The organism is Kribbella sp. NPDC050241 (assembly GCF_044459685.1).
GTDB lineage: Bacteria > Actinomycetota > Actinomycetes > Propionibacteriales > Kribbellaceae > Kribbella.
This window is the reverse complement of sequence record NZ_JBITJE010000004.1, coordinates 1-17,299: the sequence shown is the minus strand read 5'-3', so window position 1 is coordinate 17,299 and position 17,299 is coordinate 1. Positions and strand designations below refer to the sequence as shown.

Annotated in this window: 23 protein-coding genes; 10 read left to right on the top strand and 13 right to left on the bottom strand. The window is 67.9% G+C overall.

Translation table 11 applies throughout. From position 1 onward, the window contains the following. Positions 1 to 139: 139 nt before the first annotated feature. Positions 140 to 691, bottom strand: a complete 552-nt coding sequence (locus tag ACIBG5_RS20350) for a carboxymuconolactone decarboxylase family protein (RefSeq protein ID WP_396393044.1) — start codon at positions 689 to 691, stop codon at positions 140 to 142. A gap of 122 nt (positions 692 to 813) precedes the next feature. Here ACIBG5_RS20350 and ACIBG5_RS20345 point away from each other — a divergent pair, with 122 nt between their 5' ends. Continuing rightward, positions 814 to 1,629 (top strand): helix-turn-helix domain-containing protein, encoded by an 816-nt coding sequence (locus tag ACIBG5_RS20345; RefSeq protein ID WP_396393043.1) that lies wholly within the window; start codon positions 814 to 816, stop codon positions 1,627 to 1,629. 173 nt (positions 1,630 to 1,802) lie between these two features. Then, on the top strand, positions 1,803 to 2,783 hold the full coding sequence (locus ACIBG5_RS20340) for a serine hydrolase domain-containing protein (RefSeq protein ID WP_396393042.1): 981 nt from the start codon (positions 1,803 to 1,805) through the stop codon (positions 2,781 to 2,783). A 6-nt stretch (positions 2,784 to 2,789) separates the two neighbouring features. On the opposite strand, the gene ACIBG5_RS20335 is transcribed toward ACIBG5_RS20340, so the two are convergent. The 4 genes from ACIBG5_RS20335 to ACIBG5_RS20320 form a co-directional block, all read right to left on the bottom strand. Continuing rightward, positions 2,790 to 4,004: an RNA polymerase sigma factor gene (locus ACIBG5_RS20335; RefSeq protein WP_396393041.1), complete on the bottom strand. Its 1,215-nt coding sequence runs from the start codon at positions 4,002 to 4,004 to the stop codon at positions 2,790 to 2,792. Then, positions 4,004 to 4,420 (bottom strand): YciI family protein, encoded by a 417-nt coding sequence (locus ACIBG5_RS20330; RefSeq protein WP_396393040.1) that lies wholly within the window; start codon positions 4,418 to 4,420, stop codon positions 4,004 to 4,006. Before ACIBG5_RS20330 ends, ACIBG5_RS20335 begins: the two co-directional genes overlap by 1 nt. 174 nt (positions 4,421 to 4,594) lie before the next feature. Beyond that, positions 4,595 to 5,512: an NADP-dependent oxidoreductase gene (locus ACIBG5_RS20325; RefSeq protein ID WP_396393039.1), complete on the bottom strand. Its 918-nt coding sequence runs from the start codon at positions 5,510 to 5,512 to the stop codon at positions 4,595 to 4,597. Between the two features lie 56 nt (positions 5,513 to 5,568). Then, a complete protein-coding gene (locus tag ACIBG5_RS20320; protein ID WP_396393038.1) occupies positions 5,569 to 5,883 on the bottom strand; it encodes a DUF427 domain-containing protein in 315 nt (104 codons plus the stop codon). Between the two features lie 207 nt (positions 5,884 to 6,090). Between ACIBG5_RS20320 and ACIBG5_RS20315 the strand changes: the two genes are divergently transcribed. Next, positions 6,091 to 6,375: a hypothetical protein gene (locus tag ACIBG5_RS20315; protein WP_396393037.1), complete on the top strand. Its 285-nt coding sequence runs from the start codon at positions 6,091 to 6,093 to the stop codon at positions 6,373 to 6,375. 23 nt (positions 6,376 to 6,398) lie between these two features. Further along, positions 6,399 to 7,016 carry a TetR/AcrR family transcriptional regulator gene (locus ACIBG5_RS20310; RefSeq protein ID WP_396393036.1) on the top strand — a complete coding sequence of 206 codons (618 nt, stop codon included), beginning with the start codon at positions 6,399 to 6,401 and terminating at the stop codon, positions 7,014 to 7,016. A gap of 12 nt (positions 7,017 to 7,028) precedes the next feature. Here ACIBG5_RS20310 and ACIBG5_RS20305 read toward each other — a convergent pair whose 3' ends face one another. Next, on the bottom strand, positions 7,029 to 7,952 hold the full coding sequence (locus tag ACIBG5_RS20305; RefSeq protein ID WP_396393035.1) for a GNAT family N-acetyltransferase: 924 nt from the start codon (positions 7,950 to 7,952) through the stop codon (positions 7,029 to 7,031). Between the two features lie 172 nt (positions 7,953 to 8,124). Here ACIBG5_RS20305 and ACIBG5_RS20300 point away from each other — a divergent pair, with 172 nt between their 5' ends. Continuing rightward, complete coding sequence (locus tag ACIBG5_RS20300; protein WP_396393034.1) at positions 8,125 to 8,958, top strand: GNAT family N-acetyltransferase; 834 nt, start codon at positions 8,125 to 8,127, stop codon at positions 8,956 to 8,958. On the opposite strand, the gene ACIBG5_RS20295 is transcribed toward ACIBG5_RS20300, so the two are convergent. The 3 genes from ACIBG5_RS20295 to ACIBG5_RS20285 all read right to left on the bottom strand — a co-directional run bounded on the left by ACIBG5_RS20295 (position 8,955) and on the right by ACIBG5_RS20285 (position 10,891). Next, entirely contained in the window at positions 8,955 to 9,896 is a 942-nt protein-coding gene (locus ACIBG5_RS20295) for a DUF1905 domain-containing protein (RefSeq protein ID WP_396393033.1), read from the bottom strand. The two genes, ACIBG5_RS20300 and ACIBG5_RS20295, sit on opposite strands and share 4 nt — an antisense overlap. Positions 9,897 to 9,968: 72 nt before the next feature. Continuing rightward, entirely contained in the window at positions 9,969 to 10,154 is a 186-nt protein-coding gene (locus ACIBG5_RS20290; protein ID WP_396393032.1) for a hypothetical protein, read from the bottom strand. Between the two features lie 155 nt (positions 10,155 to 10,309). Next, complete coding sequence (locus ACIBG5_RS20285) at positions 10,310 to 10,891, bottom strand: hypothetical protein (protein ID WP_396393031.1); 582 nt, start codon at positions 10,889 to 10,891, stop codon at positions 10,310 to 10,312. A gap of 167 nt (positions 10,892 to 11,058) precedes the next feature. On the opposite strand from ACIBG5_RS20285, the gene ACIBG5_RS20280 reads away from it, so the two are divergent. Continuing rightward, positions 11,059 to 11,631, top strand: a complete 573-nt coding sequence (locus ACIBG5_RS20280) for a TetR/AcrR family transcriptional regulator (RefSeq protein ID WP_396393030.1) — start codon at positions 11,059 to 11,061, stop codon at positions 11,629 to 11,631. Positions 11,632 to 11,733: 102 nt separating this feature from the next. Here ACIBG5_RS20280 and ACIBG5_RS20275 read toward each other — a convergent pair whose 3' ends face one another. Further along, positions 11,734 to 12,036 carry a lipopolysaccharide assembly LapA domain-containing protein gene (locus tag ACIBG5_RS20275; protein WP_396393029.1) on the bottom strand — a complete coding sequence of 101 codons (303 nt, stop codon included), beginning with the start codon at positions 12,034 to 12,036 and terminating at the stop codon, positions 11,734 to 11,736. Positions 12,037 to 12,429: 393 nt separating this feature from the next. Between ACIBG5_RS20275 and ACIBG5_RS20270 the strand changes: the two genes are divergently transcribed. The 4 genes from ACIBG5_RS20270 to ACIBG5_RS20255 all read left to right on the top strand — a co-directional run bounded on the left by ACIBG5_RS20270 (position 12,430) and on the right by ACIBG5_RS20255 (position 15,286). Next, positions 12,430 to 13,188, top strand: coding sequence for a DUF4118 domain-containing protein (locus ACIBG5_RS20270; protein ID WP_396393028.1), 759 nt, complete (start codon positions 12,430 to 12,432; stop codon positions 13,186 to 13,188). A gap of 38 nt (positions 13,189 to 13,226) precedes the next feature. Further along, complete coding sequence (locus tag ACIBG5_RS20265) at positions 13,227 to 14,633, top strand: serine hydrolase domain-containing protein (protein ID WP_396393027.1); 1,407 nt, start codon at positions 13,227 to 13,229, stop codon at positions 14,631 to 14,633. Between the two features lie 159 nt (positions 14,634 to 14,792). Further along, positions 14,793 to 14,918, top strand: a complete 126-nt coding sequence (locus ACIBG5_RS20260) for a hypothetical protein (protein ID WP_396393026.1) — start codon at positions 14,793 to 14,795, stop codon at positions 14,916 to 14,918. Positions 14,919 to 14,923: 5 nt separating this feature from the next. Continuing rightward, a complete protein-coding gene (locus tag ACIBG5_RS20255) occupies positions 14,924 to 15,286 on the top strand; it encodes a hypothetical protein (RefSeq protein WP_396393025.1) in 363 nt (120 codons plus the stop codon). A gap of 35 nt (positions 15,287 to 15,321) precedes the next feature. Here the strand turns inward: ACIBG5_RS20255 and ACIBG5_RS20250 are convergent, their stop codons facing one another. From ACIBG5_RS20250 to ACIBG5_RS20240, 3 genes are all read right to left on the bottom strand, one after another. Continuing rightward, the gene (locus tag ACIBG5_RS20250) at positions 15,322 to 16,167 is read right to left on the bottom strand and encodes a universal stress protein (protein WP_396393024.1); all 846 of its coding nucleotides are present in this window, start codon (positions 16,165 to 16,167) and stop codon (positions 15,322 to 15,324) included. 46 nt (positions 16,168 to 16,213) lie between these two features. Then, positions 16,214 to 16,825 carry a hypothetical protein gene (locus ACIBG5_RS20245; protein ID WP_396393023.1) on the bottom strand — a complete coding sequence of 204 codons (612 nt, stop codon included), beginning with the start codon at positions 16,823 to 16,825 and terminating at the stop codon, positions 16,214 to 16,216. A gap of 139 nt (positions 16,826 to 16,964) precedes the next feature. Continuing rightward, a complete protein-coding gene (locus ACIBG5_RS20240; RefSeq protein WP_396393022.1) occupies positions 16,965 to 17,138 on the bottom strand; it encodes a hypothetical protein in 174 nt (57 codons plus the stop codon). Positions 17,139 to 17,299 lie beyond the last annotated feature (161 nt).

Below are 17,299 nucleotides of genomic sequence, written 5' to 3'. Positions count from 1 at the left end.
CGAGTCTCGTGACGCCCGCTGCGTCGGTTCCTCGGGTGGGGCAGGCTTTGACGGCGTTGGCCAGACGTGGCTCACCGTAGCGGCGTACATCCGGGTCGTGGGCTCCGCCGAGTCCGCCGGCGCCGGCCTGGACAGACCCCTACGGCGCCGACCAGGTTGCCGGCCGAAGCGGTTCGTCGAGCTCGACTCGGCCGGCCAGGTTGTCCAGGGTGCCTACCAGTCCCGCGAAGGTGCACTCGGCAACGACCTCCAGCACGTCCGCCTCGGACAGTCCGGCTTCGGCCGTACGCCGAACGGTGCCCTCAGCAACTTTCCCTCGGGTGAGCACCAGCTCCCGCGCGAGTGCGTAGACCGCCGCCGCAGCGGAATCCGCGGGCTCGTCACCGGCGCGCATCCGCTCGAGGTCTGCGGCTGTGGCGCCGAGAGTTGCGAGCACGGTGCTGTGGAACGCAACGCCGTACCGGTTGTCGACCGCAACGCCGACGGCAAGGCCGGCCGTCTCCCGTAGCACCGGGTCGAGCGCACCGCCGGTGACCGCTCGCCGCAGTCCGTCGAAGGCGGCCAGCAGCGTGGGTGACGTGGCCGTCGTCGCGGCCAGGTTCGGCACGAAACCGAGGTCCTCGGCGATGCCTTCCAGCATCGCCTTCGACTCAGCCGGTGCCGTACTCGTGGTGTGCACAGTCAGATCCATCATTCTCTCCCTGCGGCCGACGGTCGCGGCCATGCCAGGACAGCGTGCTGCGCGGCGGTGTGGTGGCGCGATTCCCTCGTGGGGAAGGGAATCGCCGCGGTGCGGCGCCTATCCTTGGCCCCATGCGGGCAGCACCGGCGGATCCGGAGTTCGGCGACCTGTTGCGGCACTGGCGATCGGTCCGTCGGTTCAGCCAACTGGACCTCGCATCGGCCGCCGGGTCGACACCGCGGTATGTGAGCTTCGTCGAGACCGGACGGTCCCAGCCGAGCCGGGAGATGGTGGTGCGGCTGGCGCGGGCCCTCGACGTACCGCTGCGGGAACGGAACGGGCTGCTGCTCGCCGCCGGGTTCGCACCGCTCTACCCGGTGGCGGCGCTCGGCAGCGCGCAGCTCGCCCGGGTGGAGGAGGCGCTGGCGTCGATGCTCGAGCAGCACGAGCCCTACCCGGCGGTGGTGATGGACCGCGGCTGGAACGTGCTGCGGGCGAACCGCGGCGCCTCGCAGCTGTTCGGCACCCTGCTCGCCCCCGACCCGCTACCGGACCCGGCGAACGTGCTGCGGCTGATGATCGAGCCCGGACCGGTCCGCGCGGCCGTACTGAACTGGTCCTCGGTCGCACCGGCGCTGCTCGAACGCGCCGCCCGCGAGGCCGTCGGCGGCGTCTTCGACCGGGAGACAGCGGAGCTGGTACGCCGCCTGCGCTCCCGCCCGGACGTCAGCGCCGTACTCACCGGGCCATCGGTCACGGCACCGTCGGTACCCGTGATCGACGTACGGTTCGCGCTCGGTGATCTGGTGGTCGAGCTGTTCTCGGTCGTGTCCACCATCGGGACCCCGGTCGACGTCACCGCCCAGGAACTCCGCGTCGAGGCGTTCTTCCCCGCAAATCAGGCCACCCGAGACACCTGGCACCGTCTGACCGCGGCCGGTGGATGACTAGTCTCGGCCTATGAGTTCACAGACCATCGAGGCCAGGTTCGAGATCCTCGACTGGACGGAGATGCCGTACGACGAGCCCGCCGAAGTGCCGAAGCTCAGTTACCAATCACGATGCCAACAGCGATCGGGAAGTTGCGCCGGTTGGCGCGGGGCTGGGTTAGTGTGCGGAAATGGCGCAGGGGGAAATTGACAAGGTCGCTGAGGAGACCGGGTTCTCCGGTGTGGTCTGGATCGACCGTGCCGGCCAGGTCGAGTTCGCGAAGGCCTACGGGCTGGCCAACCGCACCTATCAGGTTCCCAACTCCCTCGACACCAGGTTCGGAATCGCCAGCGGCAGCAAGGGGTTCACCGCCCTGTCCGTGCTTTCACTGGTGCAGGACGGTGTGCTGGAGCTGAGCACCACCGCCCGATCCCTGCTCGGCGAGGATCTACCACTGATCGCGGATGACGTGACCGTCGAGCATCTCCTCACGCACACCTCTGGCATCGGTGACTACCTGGACGAAGAGGCCGACACTGAGATCACCGATTACATTGTCGGCGCGGCGCACGAGCTGACTACGACCGAGGCTTTCCTCCCGCTGCTGGACGGGCATCCCACCAAGTTCCGGGCCGGTGAGCGGTTCGCTTACTGCAATGGTGGTTTCGTGGTCCTCGCCCTGCTGGCGGAGCGGGCCAGTGGCGTCGGGTACCACGACCTGGTCCGGGAGCGGGTGCTCCGGCCCGCCGGCATGACCAGAACCGACTTCCTCCGCTCCGACGAGCTACCTGCTGACGCGGCCGTGGGCTACCTGCCGTTGGACGGGGTCGACCGTTCCAACGTCTTCCACCTGCCGGTGCTGGCCACCGGCGACGGTGGCATCCACACCACCGCCGCCGACATGTCCACCTTCTGGCGCGCGCTTTTCGCCGGCGACATCGTGAATTCCGTTGAAGAGGTCGTCCGGCCACGCCGCGACGTACCCGAGAAGTCCAGGCGCTACGGCCTCGGCTTCTGGCTGCACGAGAGCAACGACACGGCGATCCTGACCGGGTACGACGCCGGCGCGTCGTTCAAGTCGACGCACGACCCACACACCGGCACCACCTGCACCGTGCTTTCGAACACCTCCCCCGGCGCCTGGCCCATCGCGCGCGCTCTCACACCTTGAGGCAAGTCAGTCCAGCGCGGCTGCCTTGCGGAGCAGCACCGAGCGTTCGCGCTGGTTGGCGCACAGCCGGGCCGCCAGCTCCAGCTCGGCGCGCGCCTCCGGTCGCCGACCGAGGCGGGCCAGCAGCTCACCGCGTACGGTCGGAACCAGATGCGAACCGGAGAGCCGGTCCGAGGCGATCAGCTCGTCCACGATGGCCAGGGCTTGCGCCGGCCCCGAGGCCATGGCCACGGCGACCGCCCGGTTGAGCTCGACCACCGGCGAGGGCGCGACCCGGCCGAGCGCCTCGTAGAGCACCACGATCCGGTCCCAGTCGGTCGCTTCCACCGACGGAGCCGACGCGTGGACGGCGGCGATCGCAGCCTGCAGGCCGTAGGGGCCGAGCCCGCGAACCGATGCCTTGGCCAGCGCGGCCAGTCCACGGTGGACCGCCGAGAAGTCCCAACGCTGCCGGTCCTGGTCCGCCAGCAGGATCGGCGAACCGTCCGGGCCGGTCCGAGCCGGGAAGCGCGCGGCCGTCAGCTCGCACAGCGCGAGCAAGCCGTGGACCTCCGGCTCATCCGGCTGCAACGCGGCCAGCGTTCGCGCCAGCCGGATCGCCTCGTACGCGGCGTCGGGGCGTAGCAGCCGGTCCCCCGACGTGGCCGTCGACCCCTCTGTGAAGATCACGTAGACGACGCTGAGTACACCGCCCAACCGTTCCCGGCGCTCATCGGCCGGCGGCAGCTCGAACGGCACCCCAGCGGCCGCGATCGTCTTCTTCGCCCGGGTGATGCGGGCCTGCACGGTCGGCACAGGTACCAGGAACGCCCGGGCGATCTGTTCGGTGGACAGGCCGCCGACCACGCGCAGGGTCAGCGCCACCCGGGCCTCGCGGGAGAGCACCGGGTGGCAGCTGACGAACATCAGCGCCAGGATGTCGTCGTCGATCCGGTCGGGGTCGATGTCCTCGTGGACCACCGGGTCAGCCGCAAGGACGGCGTACCGGTCCTTCAGGGCGGTACGGCGGCGGATCGCGTCGATCGCCCGCCGCCGGGCCGTGGCCATCAGCCAGCCGGCCGGATCGGCCGGAGGGGTGAGCGGCCACGACACCAGCGCCGCGGCCACCGCCTCCTGGGCGGCGTCCTCGGCCAGGCCGAAATCGCCGGTGAACCGGGTCAGCGCGGCGACGATCCGCGCCGACTCGATCCGCCAGACGGCTTCGACCTCGGCCGCACTCATCAGCTCTGGCCGTCGCTCTCGGCCAAGGCCCCTTCCTTGACGAACTCCCCGCTGTCCTGCGGGACCTCGTCCTCCCCCGGCACCCGCCGGACCTCGATCTTGGACCCGCGGGCCGCCGGAACCCGCTTGGCCCACTCGACCGCCTCCTCCTTCGAGGCGACGTCGAGCAGGAAGAATCCCCCGAACAGTTCCTTGGTCTCCCCGTACGGCCCGTCCGTGACCACCGGGGCCTCGCCGCTGAAGTCGACCACGACGCCCAGGCCCGGATCGTCCAGCCCTTCGGCGGCGACGTAGACGCCGGCCTTGAACATGTCCTCGATGAACTGGCGGGTCGTGGTCATCATCTCGTCGATGTTCGCCATCATCGCCGCGTTCGACTCGTCGGTGCCCCGCATGATCAGCATGTACTTCGGCATCGCGCTCTCCTCGTCCGGCGGGGCCGCCTCTCGGCCCTCGCATCCACTGGTCGAACGAGCGACCCGCGGATCGACACGGCCCCCAAAACCAGTAATCCCTTACAGATCTTTACAGCACTCTGTGGCTGAAGCTGATCCACGACGAGGGTAGGACCGGTCGCTGTCCCCGAGTCCTTACGGACGAACGCGGATGATCGTCTTTCCCCTGACCCGCTCGGTCGGGTTGAAGGCGGCGACGGCGTCGTCGAGGGTCGCGACGGTGCCGATGACTGTCCGCAGTCGTCCGTCCCGCACGCGCCGGGCGATCTCGCCCAGCTGGGCACGGTCAGACACCACGACGAAGTCGATCGCCAGGCCGTCGACGGGACGCGCCTCGGGTGGGCCGGCGATGGTCACCAGCGTTCCCCCGGCTCGAACCAGACCCGCGGACCGCCGCCCGATGTCGCCGCCGAAGACATCGAACACCAGATCAACTCCGCCGACGTCCTCCAGAACGTCGTTCTCGAGATCGACGAACTCCTGTGCGCCGAAGTCGAGCGCGGTCTGCCGATCGACAGCGCGCCCGGTGCCAACGACGTAGGCGCCCGCCTCACGCGCGAGCTGCGTCACCATCGAACCGACACCACCGGCCGCACCGTGCACGAGGACGCTCTGGCCCGCCTGAAGACGGCCGTGCTCGAACAGTCCCTGCCACGCGGTCAGGCCCGAGATCGGCAGACTCGCGCCCACCGTGAAGTCAACGTCGCCCGGCAGCGGCGCAAGGTTACGTGCCTCAACTGCGGCGTACTCCGCCAGCGTGCCGTCGCGAGTCCAGTCCGTGAGTCCGAACACCCGCTGGCCCACCGACAGCCCCGTCGTTCCATAGCCGAGAGCACTGACCACCCCGGCCAGCTCATGCCCGGGAATCGACGGCGTCCGGTCCCGGCCGAGGCGATCGGTCCAGGTCGAGGGCCACGTCAGTTCACCCGGAGTGAATCCCGAGGCATGAACCTGAACGAGGACGTCGTTCCCCGCCGCCTCTGGATCCGGCCGCTCCGCCAACGTCATCGCGGCCGTTCCCGCGGCCTGATCCGTCACCACAATCGCCTTCATCCGGCACCTCCCTGCATCAGTCTCCCTCGCCGGCACTCTGCTGGCCGGTCCGCCGATCATCCGACGTGCACCTGCCGGGTGTCGAAGGCTACGTAGCCGGTGAAGTCGTGGCCGACCTGCTCGATGGCCGAATGCTTCGGGGCCGGGTACGTCCAGGCGGCGTCACGAAGCGTGTGTCTCGGCGTCGTCACATCGAAGTACTCCGCAGAGCCCTTCCACGGGCACACGTACGGCGTCGCCGACGGCTGAAGGGTGCCGATGACCAGTGAGTCCGGCGGGAAATAGCGGCTGCCTTCGATAACAACCACCGCGCCGGCGGCTGCCTCGGCCAGCAGCGTTCCGTCGGCAGTTGCTTTGACGTCTGTCCGCATCGTCTCGTTCTCCTTTGACGGCTGGTGATCGACCTTCGATGAATAAGGACTATACAGACCACAACAACGCTCGCAATCCTCGCTCCCGCCAGCCACGAAGCCTTGCCTACGAGACAGATCGCCCGTCGATTGCTTGATTCTAAATGGACAGCATGGTCCACTTTTAGACAAGGGCACGGCCCCATCCGCAGGAGGGCTTTCGCCGACATGAGCGCTGCACCGCAGTTCGTCGCCGCCGTCGCGATCCCGGCCGGCGCAACCCAGGTTGTCCTGTCCGGCACCCCCGGTCTGCTGAGCGACCTCGTTCAGGTCCGGTCCTGGCTCACCGACCCGGACGCCGTCGACACCTACGTGAAGGTTCGCAACGACGTCATCTCTCACCGGCCGGCTTATATGCTCTCAGTGGTGCCACAGCTGATCCGGCCCGATCTGCGCCTCGAGATCGAGGTCACCGCAGTCGTGACACACCAGGCGGCCGAACAGAACGAGTGAGCAACATGCCCGAGGGAGACACCGTGCCCGGAACCACCGCTACACGCCGCACGCCGCGTGGCCTGGAGACCCGTTCACGGATCGTCGAGTCGGCAGCCAACCTGTTCTACGTCAAAGGCGTCAACGCGACGACCCTCGACGACGTCCGACTGGCCAGCAGCACCAGCAAGTCCCAGCTGTACAACCACTTCGAGGACAAACTCGCGCTGATCCACGCCGTGATCGACGTGCAGTCGAAGTTCGTCCTCGCCCGCGAGGAACAGCGCCTGCGGGGTGTGAAGACTCTCAGCGGTCTGCGCCGCTGGCGTGACGCTCTGGTGCAGGCCAACTCACTACAGGACGGGTCGTACGGGTGCGCGCTGGGCGCGATGTCGATCGAGCTGTCCGACAACGACGAGCAGTCACGAAGAGCGCTCAACGCATCGTTCGATGCCTGGCAGCGGATACTCGTCGAAACCCTGACCCGGCTCCGCGAACTCGGCGTCCTCACCGAGGACGCGGACCCGCAACGCCTCGGGACCGGCCTGCTGGCTGCCCTCCAAGGGGGCTACGTGCTTGCACAGAACGCCCACAACTCCGCGCCGATGGCCATCGGGCTGGACATGGCCCTCGACCACATCGAGTCCTTCGCTCGCAGCTGAGCTCACGTTCACTCACCAGCGCGGGAGGTCCAGGTCGCCGCGTCGCAGGCGATAGACGTCCAGCAGAACGCCGTAGTACTTGTCGGTCTCGCCGACCCATTCCATTCCCATCCGGCGGGCGGCGGCAGCGGCCCGCCGGTTTCGCGGCCGCGTGACGGCGAAGACCTCGTCGACGCCGGAGTCGAACGCGTAGTGCGCGAGCGCGTGCCCGGCCTCGGCGGCCACGCCGCGGCCCCAGTGCGCCGCCGCGACCTGGATACCGATCTCGTAGTCGACCTCGTACGGAGGGAGAAGGAGTAGCGCTACCGCGCCGATCGTCTTGCCGGTCTCGAGATCGTCGACCTTCCAGCGACCGAGCGGCGCGGGCAGGGTCGCATCCTCGCTGACCCATTGCGAGAGCAGATCCCGCATCTCGGTCTCGGTGGTGATCCGGCCCATGGCCGGGGCGAGCCACCGAGCGACGTCCACGTCGCCGAAGATGGGCAGGGCCACAGCGGCGTCGTCTGTGGTCCAGGGGGCCAGCTGCAGGCGCGACGTACGGATGCGCCGGCCGTCGATCTTCGGTACGTCCAGCACCGGGGTCGAGGCTTTCTCCTCGTTCACGCCCGCCCGCGGTGCCCTGTCCGGAACCAGCGCCGCACCCGGATGCTCGGTGTCGACAATCGGCCTGTACGACGGGTGGTCGGCGATGTAGTCCGCGACGAAGGGGCAGTAGTTCGTCAGTGTCAGCATCTTGGCGGTGGCGTCGTCGAGAGCGACTCGGACGAGCTCGGTCGCGATGCCGGTGCCCCTGCGATCCGGGTCGACAGTGGTGTGGGTGAAGATGATGCGCTTTCCGTGCGGCCGGTACTTCAAGTGCCCGACGACGTGTCCGTCGGCGATCGCCTCGAACTGCCGCGTCTCAGGGTTGTCCCGTATCTGCAGGTCGCTACCCACCGTTCGGCTCCTCCAGCGGTCTCGTTGCGATGCCACTCGCCCACGTATCGATGAGGACCATACAGTCCACTGCTACGGCTGTCAAAGGCACTCCAGAGCTGTCTATGTCAGCCGCAAGAGGTCCTCCCCCGAGGATTTGACCCAACAGGTCGGCGGTGTAGCCTACGCAGAAATGGACTCTCTAGTCCACGCAGAGGATGAAGAAAGATACGAAACGGTGACTGAGAATTCCAGACACTTGCCGGGCAGCTACCGGCTCACCGGCGGTGAGGTCACAGTCGGAAACGTCATCGGGCAGACAACCCGGCAGCACACTGGACGAAGCGCTGTCAGCGTGACCGCCCGGATCCTCGATCTCGACGTGATGCTGGCCAACTGGGAAGGCCAAGCCGCCGCCGCGGACTCAGTCCTCCCACTGACGACGTTCCCCCTCCCGCTCGACTCCCTTCCAGCGAGCGTTCAGATCCGGATCGAGGCCACCCCGGCATCCGTGTCGTGCGTAGACGGTGACTGGCACATACGCCTGTGGTTTACCGACAGCGCCGGCCGCCAGCTGACCTGGCACTGCCTGGCCCGCCCCGGCCTGGACGGATCCGACCGCTTCTCGGCACCTCTCGCAGCGACACTCGTGGTCGACGACGTCCACCGAGTCGACCCGGCGGCGTCACCGCGAAACCTCCACAGGAGCCCACAATTGACGACCCCGACAGACCACAACGACCACGTGATCGCGATCCTCGATCACCCCGAGGACGAGTACTACGAAGTCACCAGCGGCGGCGATCGAGTCGGCATGCTGGTCTATCACGTGATCGGCACCAAGCTGACGATCACCCACACGTGGATCGCTGAATCCCACCGCGGACAAGGTCTCGCGTCGGTCCTGATACGTCACGCGCTCGACGACATCCGCACCAAGAGCGTGACCGTTTCGAACTACTGCCCGATCGTGGGCAGCTACATCGAGAAGAACCCCGAGTACGGCGACCTGCTCCACAACACCTAGAAGTCGATGCGCATGACGGCGCGACGGGTGCCAGGCCGGCTCACCTCGGCGAACCCGGCATCGGCGAACATGGCGAGAGTGCCGACGGACCCGCCGTCCACGAAGTCCGGGTAGCCCTCCACGGCGCGGGCGCCGCGTTCACGGGCGAAACCGGCGGCGGCGCGGGCGAGTGCGCGGCCGACTCCTCGGCGTCGGTAGCCGACCCGGATGACGAAGCAGGTCACGGCCCAGACGCTGATGTCGGTCTTGTCCTCGTTGCGACCCAGCCAGGGGATGCGGAAGTCGCGTAGCAGCCTCGGGTGATCGGCTCGCGGCGCGACGGCGCACCAGCCGACCGGCTCGCCGTCGAGATACGCGACCAGGCCGCTCGTCGCCCGCGCCTTCCGGTCTCCGCAGGCGGTCTGGTCGCGGAGCCGGGCCGCGAGCTCCTCGGGACCCTCAGAGTCCCAGGATTCCTTGGGCAGCATCCGGAACCGCTGGCACCAGCACCGTGCGGGGTCGCCGGTCGTGCCGAAGACCGCCTGTAGGTCCTCCCAGGTCGCCTGGTTGGCCGGAACGATCGTGAGCTGCTCGGCGGTGACCGGTTCCCGCGAGCCCGTCGGGCGAGGAACGTGCACCCGCTCGGCCGGACGCCGCTTCTGCTGACGGGGTGACGCGTCGAACGTGAGCCGAACATCCACCGCGTCGCCTGCATCCAGTCCTCCAGGCTTGCGCACGGCGTCCTTCAGCGGGAGCAGGTAGCCCCCGTCCTTCGGCCACAGCGACGTCTTCCACTCGGCGCTGCCGATCCGAGCGCGGATCGGCAGCATCCCCCAGCCGTAGCTGGCGGCCGAGCCCGCCGCCCGCAGGGCGACACATTCCTGCTCCGGTACGGGGACGAAGTAGTACGGCGCAGGACCACGCCACTCGATGACCGTGCCGCTGAACTCTTGCTCCATGGCCAGATGTTAGGCCCCATTCCGGACGTCCCGCTTCCGGATCCACCACTCGTGCCAGCGCGACTCGCGGTCCTAAGCAGCCATTCGCACGCCGGCCTCCTGAGCCCGCGAACTGCTCACGAACGTGGTGAAGCATGCCGCCGCCCGCAAGGTCGTCGTCCAGCTGGCGCGCACCGACGCGTTGCCCGGCTTCAGGTCATCGACGACGGCCGGGGGCTCGGCGGCGTGGATCTCGACGCCCGGTTGAGGAACGGGCACCTCGGCCTTGCGTCGCGGCGGATCAGGGTGGAGGCAGCCGGTGGATGGATGCGGCTGCGGGATGCCGAACCCCACGGCACAGTCGCCGAGGTGGAGGTCCCGCTGAACTGAACCGGACGAGCGGCTCAGACTGTTCCCATGCGCCAGCGTGGAGCTCAGCCCTTCAGAGCAAGGCGGTGCAGACGGATCGCGGAGATCAGGAAGAAGACCCCGCCCAGGATCGCGTAGCCGGCGACGGTGGTCAGTGAGGCCTTCGGCCCGCCTGCCATCAGGATGAAACCGCTGCCGGCGATGACGGAGATGCCGCCGCTGAGGATCATCGCCCACTGACCACCGAGCCGGTAGCGCAGAACCGCGACGATCAATTGGACGATGCCCGCAGTGATCGCCCACACGCCCCACACCCGCAACACACTCGGGATGCCGGAGGTGACCGCGACGGCCAATCCGACGGCGGCGAGCAGACTCAGGCCCATGTTCACGTAGAGCGGCGCCTTCGGCCGAGTAGCGCCCGAGGAGCGGAAGTCGATCACGGCCGCGGCGACGTCGAACAGTGGGTAGATCACCAGCAGGGCGACTGCTCCCGGGTTGATCGTCGTGGCGATCGCCATCATCAGGACCGCCCAGACGATGGCGAATCCGAAGCGGACGTAGTACAGGGTTCGCAGCGCCTTGGTGCCGGCGGCGGCACCAACCATTGAGCCGGTGGCGCCGATGGATTCGAATGAAGTGGACACCAGATTCCTCTCGAGATGGACGAACTGGGCGAATGCCCCCGACGCCACTCGTGTAGACAGAACGATCGGTACTGCCGAGCTTTGCAGCAAGCGTCGATCGTTGTCAAGACCGATCGTTCTGTCTGCTAGTCTCGACAGAGCACTTCAAGAGATCGGATGGGAAACGGATGTCGGAAGCACGGTCTCGACTGCTCGGCACTGCCACTGAGCTCTTCTACGCCGAGGGCCTGCATGCCGTGGGAGTCGACCGCGTGATCGCGAAGGCACAGGTGACTCGCGCCACGCTGTACAGGCACTTCCCGAGCAAGGATGACCTCATCGTCACCTACCTGGTGCAAGCCGACGAGGCGATCCGTAGGCAGGTAGATGCCGCGCGGGCTCAAGACGCCGACCCCGACGACATCATTCGCGCTGTCGGCCGGACCATCACTGATGACATCCAGAGAGCCGGCTTCCGAGGCTGCGCGTTCCTGAACGCCGCCGCCGAATACCCCGACCCGGCCCATCCGGTGCACCAGGCAGTTCTCAAGCACCGGCAGTGGTTTCTGGAAACCCTGACCGAACTCTTCTCCGGCACCGGGAAGATCGACCCGGAACCAGCGGCCCGGCACTTCGTCATGCTGCGAGACGGTGCCATGGCCGCCGGCTGCCTGACCGATCCGAAACCCATCTGCGAGACATTCCTGCGCGGGATCGAAGGCCTGCTCACCTATCGCAGTCGCCAGGAACCGGCGACCTGATCTGCGGTCAGGCTGTCATGGAGAATCAGCCGGGTGATCGGCCCGTGCAGGACGTCGATGGCCAAGCGGAGAAGACTGCTCTGCCGTCGTTGGCGGTGAGTATCAGGACGAGGCTTCAGCGCTGCGGCGGCGCATGAGGCGGCGCAGTTGGGTCATGCGGGCGGCACCGATCGTCGTCGCCACGATGGTCGTAGCGACTCCGGCGATGAACAGGGCCAGGGCGAGCGGCAGGGAGCCCTCCATCCAGAGGAAGTGGACGTCGACGCTGCCGGTGTTCTGCAGCATGAAGATGATCAGTACGACGAGTCCGACCACGGCGGCGCAGATCCCGAGCCACGCGGCACTGATCCGGGTGCGTGGCACCCGGGGCGGCAACGGTTTCGAGAGCTCGTCGACGGCCGACATCGGCGCGCCATCTGCCGGCGTGGCTGCTGCTGGGGGTTTGGGTGTGTTTCGGGTGCGGTGAAGTACCGACATGACGTCCCCTACGGGAGGGCCGGTGTGGCTGGCAGCCTCAAGGTGGGATGTCGTCGATTCCGGAACTACTCCCACAGTACGCCTGTCTGGACCGGAAAAACCGCCGAGGCGGTCGCAGACCAGACCGAAGCCCTCCCCCACCGCACGGAGGTCGGGGCCTGTTCCAATCACCAGTTCACCTGCAGGTATTTGAGGAGGGGGCCCTTCCTCGAGGCCACAGCAATAATCGCGGTCGGTGCCTCGCGCGCGGCTTCGAACTCGGACCTGGGTCGGACCGGCCCCGAGCCCGGACGCTTCGCGACGACGAAGCATCATGGTGGGATGCGAGTCCATCTCTCCGAGCGATCCCGTACGGCGGTCGTCGCGGGAGCCGGCGCCGTTCCGGCGCTGGTGTGCGCGGCGATGGTGCCGTTCCGGGCACGGATCGAGAACACCAGTATCGCCCTACTGCTCGTCCTCGTCGTGGTCTCAGCTGCGGCGACCGGCGTCCGCTGGGCAGGAATCGTTGCCGCCCTGTCGGGCGCGGCATGCTGGGCCTTCTTCCTCACTCAGCCGTACCAGCAGATCATCATCACCGAGCGGGCTGACATCCAGACTGCAGCTCTACTCACACTGGTAGGCATCGCGGCCGCGCTGATTCTCTGGGGACGGCGCAAGCGGCACACCCACGCGAACGAGCAGCAGGCCCAGCTCAGCGGCATTCTCCGAACCGCGGGCATCGTCGCGGCTGGAAGCTCACACACCGAGGGTGTGATCGAGCATGTCGCAGACCAACTCGTCGAGTTGCTGGGAATCGACGACTGCTACTTCGACAGTGACATCCGGAACGAAGCGCCTGCCGCGCTGGTCCGTGACGGCACAGTCGTGCGCCGCGGTCGAGATCTCGACGTCGAGCGATTCGGGTTGCCCACCGACTGCGAAATCGAGCTTCGAGTGCACCACAACGGCGTCACCCGCGGCCGCTTCCTTCTGGTCGCGTCGACCCGGCTGGCCCTTCCGTCGCTCGCACAACGACAGGTCGCCGTCGCCCTGGCAGACCAGGTCGGAGCAGCCTTGGCGACACACGACAGATCCTCGTGACCCAAGGGGTGCCCCCGGTGGGACGCGACTGTCTGGCCATGGATCAGGAGGCTTTGCTGCCGCGGTCGGTGCCGTCGGAAGAGGGTGTCGACGCGACCGGTGTGTCGGGCTTGCTGGAGCGGCTCGAGGAGCAAGGGATCGAGTGCCACTCCCTGATGGTGGTGCGCCATGGCCGGGTGATCGCGGAAGGGTGGTGGGCGCCGTACTCGGCCGAACGCCCGCATCTGCTGTACTCGTTGACGAAGTCGATCGTCGGCGTCGCGGTGGGTCTGGCAGTTGACGACGGTCTCATCGCGCTTGATGACCGCGTGGTCGACATCCTCCCCGAGCACGTCCCCGACCCGGTGTCCGCCCGTGCCGCGGAGCTGACCGTCCACCATCTCTTGAGTATGTCGACAGGGCACGAGGACGACGTTCTCGAAGCCGCGTGGGCACTCGAGCCACACGATCTGGTCCGAGGGTTCCTGCGGATCGCTCCCGACGCACCGGTCGGATCGCTCCATGCCTACAACAACCCGACCACCTTCGTGCTGGCGCGGATGATCGAGCGTGTCACCGGTCGCGACCTGCCGGAGCTGCTGAGTCAACGGCTGTTCGGCCCGATGGAAGTGAACATCGTCGACTGGGAACGCCTGCGCAGCGGGGTCACCTTCGGCTTCCACGGGGCTTACCTGACAACCGAGGCGATTGCCGCGTTCGGCCTCTTGCTGTTGCAGGGCGGGCAATGGCGGGGCCACCAATTGGTGTCGCAACGCTGGGTGGAGACGGCTACGCGGCGCCAGATCGAGACCCTCCAGTTCGAGGACGGCTCGCGGGAGCCTGACTGGCTGGAAGGGTACGGCTACCACTTCTGGCGATCGCGCTACGGATACCGAGGTGATGGTGCAATGGGGCAACTGTGCTTGGTCGTCCCCGAGCAGGACCTGGTGGTAGCCGTCACCGCGGCAACAACCAACACGCAAGCTCTGCTCGCACTGATCTGGGATCAGCTCCTGCCCAGCGTGGACAAGCCCGGCTCCGCAGCGGACGACCGCGCTCTCGCCGATCGTCTCCGGCAGCTGACCCTGCCCGTCGTCACCGGCGACCACCGTCCGCGAACCTCAGCCGGCGGAGTTGTCGACGCCGCAACGGAAGCGTCGGCCCTGCCGTCGGGATCGACGGTTTCGATCGAACCACGCCCTGATGGCTGGTCGCTACGGATCGATGCCGATGGCAACACCTTCGACGTCCCCGTCGGCCACGGCCACTGGCAGGAAAGCTCACCACTCGGCCGACCGGTCGTCGCAGCCGGCGGCTGGTACGGCGACGTGTTCGAGGCCGACCTGTTCGTCATCACCACCCCGAGCCGAGTCCGGGTCGTCATCGACTCAGACCGGGTCACCACCACCTGGAACATCGTGCCCCTGGTCGGCCCGAACCTCATTGACAACTGCGATCACCCCTGATCACCCGCCCAGACCGATCCTGAAGCGGCGTTGCGGCCGAACTACATTCCCAGTGGGACCTTCGGTGCCCACCGAGCAGGACCTTCCGCCCTCGCGGCGCCGGGCAAGCCCGCCTTGACTGGAAGTCGAGAATTCCTGAGGAGCCGCACCGTGGACGTCGTGATCAGAACTCGGAGACTGACCAAGCGATTCGGATACGGCACCGCTCTGGACGCCCTCGATCTGGACGCACCGGCCGGCGCCATCCTGTCCGGCCGCGACGTCGCCACCGCACGCGGCGGCTGAGTCCCATGCCTGTGTTCCGCCGACGCGACCTGGCCGCATCCGCCGTGATCGTCGTACTGCTCGCGCTCTACCTGCCGTTCCTTGCCCTCGGCACCTTCCTCGGCATCGGCAGCACCGACGAGATGACCTGCGCCGTCCTGATCCTGACCGGAGCAACCGTGATCCTGCTCGCAGACGACGACCGCTCCGACGCTGCCTCGTGGCTCACCCCGATCCTCGCCACCGCCGCAGTCGCGTGCGCCGCACTGTCACTCCTTTCAGCCGCAGGCACCCTCCTGCCTGTCTCCGTCGCCACGACGGTGACCCTCTGGTCCGTCCAGCTCGCCGAGCACGTCACCTTCACTCCCAACCCGCTCAGGCGACCCTGATGACATAGACGCCCGCTGCCGGCGATGGAATCTGCTCAGCTCTGCCGTCGGCGGACGACCGCGACCGGAGAGTCGGCGTGGTGCAGGAGGCTCTGACTGACGGACCCGAGCACCAGGCCGGCGACCCCACCGCGCCCGCGCGAGCCGACGACGACAAGCGACGCATCGTTCGACAGGTCGACCAGCTTCGCACTGGCTCGTCCCTCGAGCAGCGAGGTCTTCACGTGCACCGCGGGATGCTTCGCCTGGTACGGCGCGAGGCTCTCAGCGAGCCGGTTCTTCAGCGACTCGCTGGCACTCTCGGCCGACTCGACATGCCGCTCCTGCGGGTGCCAGAAGTGGACGACCGTCAGTGGCTGACCGGACGCAGAAGCCTGCTCGAACGCGAAAGCCACCGCCTCGTCCGAGTCCTCCGAGCCGTCCGTGCCGACGACCACCGGTCCGGTACGACGCTCGCCGCGGACAACAACCACCGGGCAGGGCGCCTGGGCCGAGACCGATGTCGCCACCGAGCCGAGTACCGCGGCGGACATCTTGTTGCGCGACCGCGTACCGACGACGACCATGTCGGCTTCCGCGGCCTCGGCCAGGATCGCGTCGGCCGGGGCCAGGTTCGCCAGCCACCCGGACCCGCGCTCGTAGCCGAGTCGGTCCTGCGCGAAGCGAACCGCCGCGTCCAACTCCTCCTGATACCTGTCGACCGGCGCCGGTATCGGGACATACCCTTCGACACCCAGCCCCGACCAACTGCCCGACTCCTGCAGATAGGCGCGAACGACCCGCACCGCCGACCCACGCTCCCGCGCGGCCTCAACCGCCCAGCGCAGCGCGATCTGGCTCTCCGGCGTCTCATCGACACCTACCATGATGAACTTGCCCATCGATCCTCTTTCCTTCACTGCTCGGGTGCTGACGAGAGAGTGCCGACTAGGTGCTGCGGTACCGCCAGCGTGGTCCGACCCGGGCCCATTCACGGTCCCAGTCGCGCAGGCGGCGGCGGTCGAGGGGCACGACGGACAGCCTGGCCAGGCCCGCAATCAGCAGCCACGACAGCATCGCCGTACTCAGACCGACCCCGCCACCGACCGCCGCGCCGTCGCCGGGCCGTCGAGGTGGCGTGGTGATCTCACCGGCCGGATCGAGCCAGATCGTGACCTCGGAGTCCTTCGCCGTTCCGAGCGGCACATTGGCTCGTGCCTGGCGCGGCCATCCGGCCGGATCGGTCCAGGACACCGGCACCCTCGCTGTCGCCTGCGCGCCGGCCTCCGGGATCATCGGCGGCGTGTCCTCCAACGCTCGCGCCTGAACCTGCGTCATCGTCGATCGGCGTTCGGCCTCAGATCGTTCGATGGAGCGCGTGACGGAACTACTCACCGCCACCGCGACCGGAATCATCACAACAGCGACCAGGACCGCGGTCAGCACGACCAGCGACTGGATTCGATCGAGCCCGCGGCGCAGGGGGTTGCGGCCGAGCCCCAGCCGACGCGCGAGCATCAGCCCCCACGAAGGCACGTTCCGGTTGCCCGCCCTGCCCATCGCGCACTCCTCGACGGCGTCGGTAGCAAACGCCTTCGGCTCCCCCTGCACTCCTCACAATGGCCCGCGCACAGCGATTCGACCAGAGTCCAAAGTCCTCGGATCGTCGCACGAGTGATCGCCCCGACCCCTCCGGAGTTCAGACGAAGGAAGACCTCGTCTCGTCCCCCTCCTGCGCGTAATCGAGCTGCAACGGACGGCGACCGCGCCGCCGTCGCTCGGCCTCTGCCGTGATCTCGGCTCCGAGCAGTACGGCGTACGCGGTCGGCTTCGCGGCATCCAGCCCGGGAACGTGCCGCCGTTCGTCGTTCATCAGGTCGAGGAACCGGCCTGCCGGACGTTGTCCGCCGAGTCCTTCGCCCCGTCCGCGACCTGCTGCGCCGCCGAGCGACCCTCGTCCGCCACGTCGGTCGCAGCCTCGGATGCGGACTGCTTGACCTTGTCGACAGCCTGCTGCGCCGGCTCCTGCAGGTT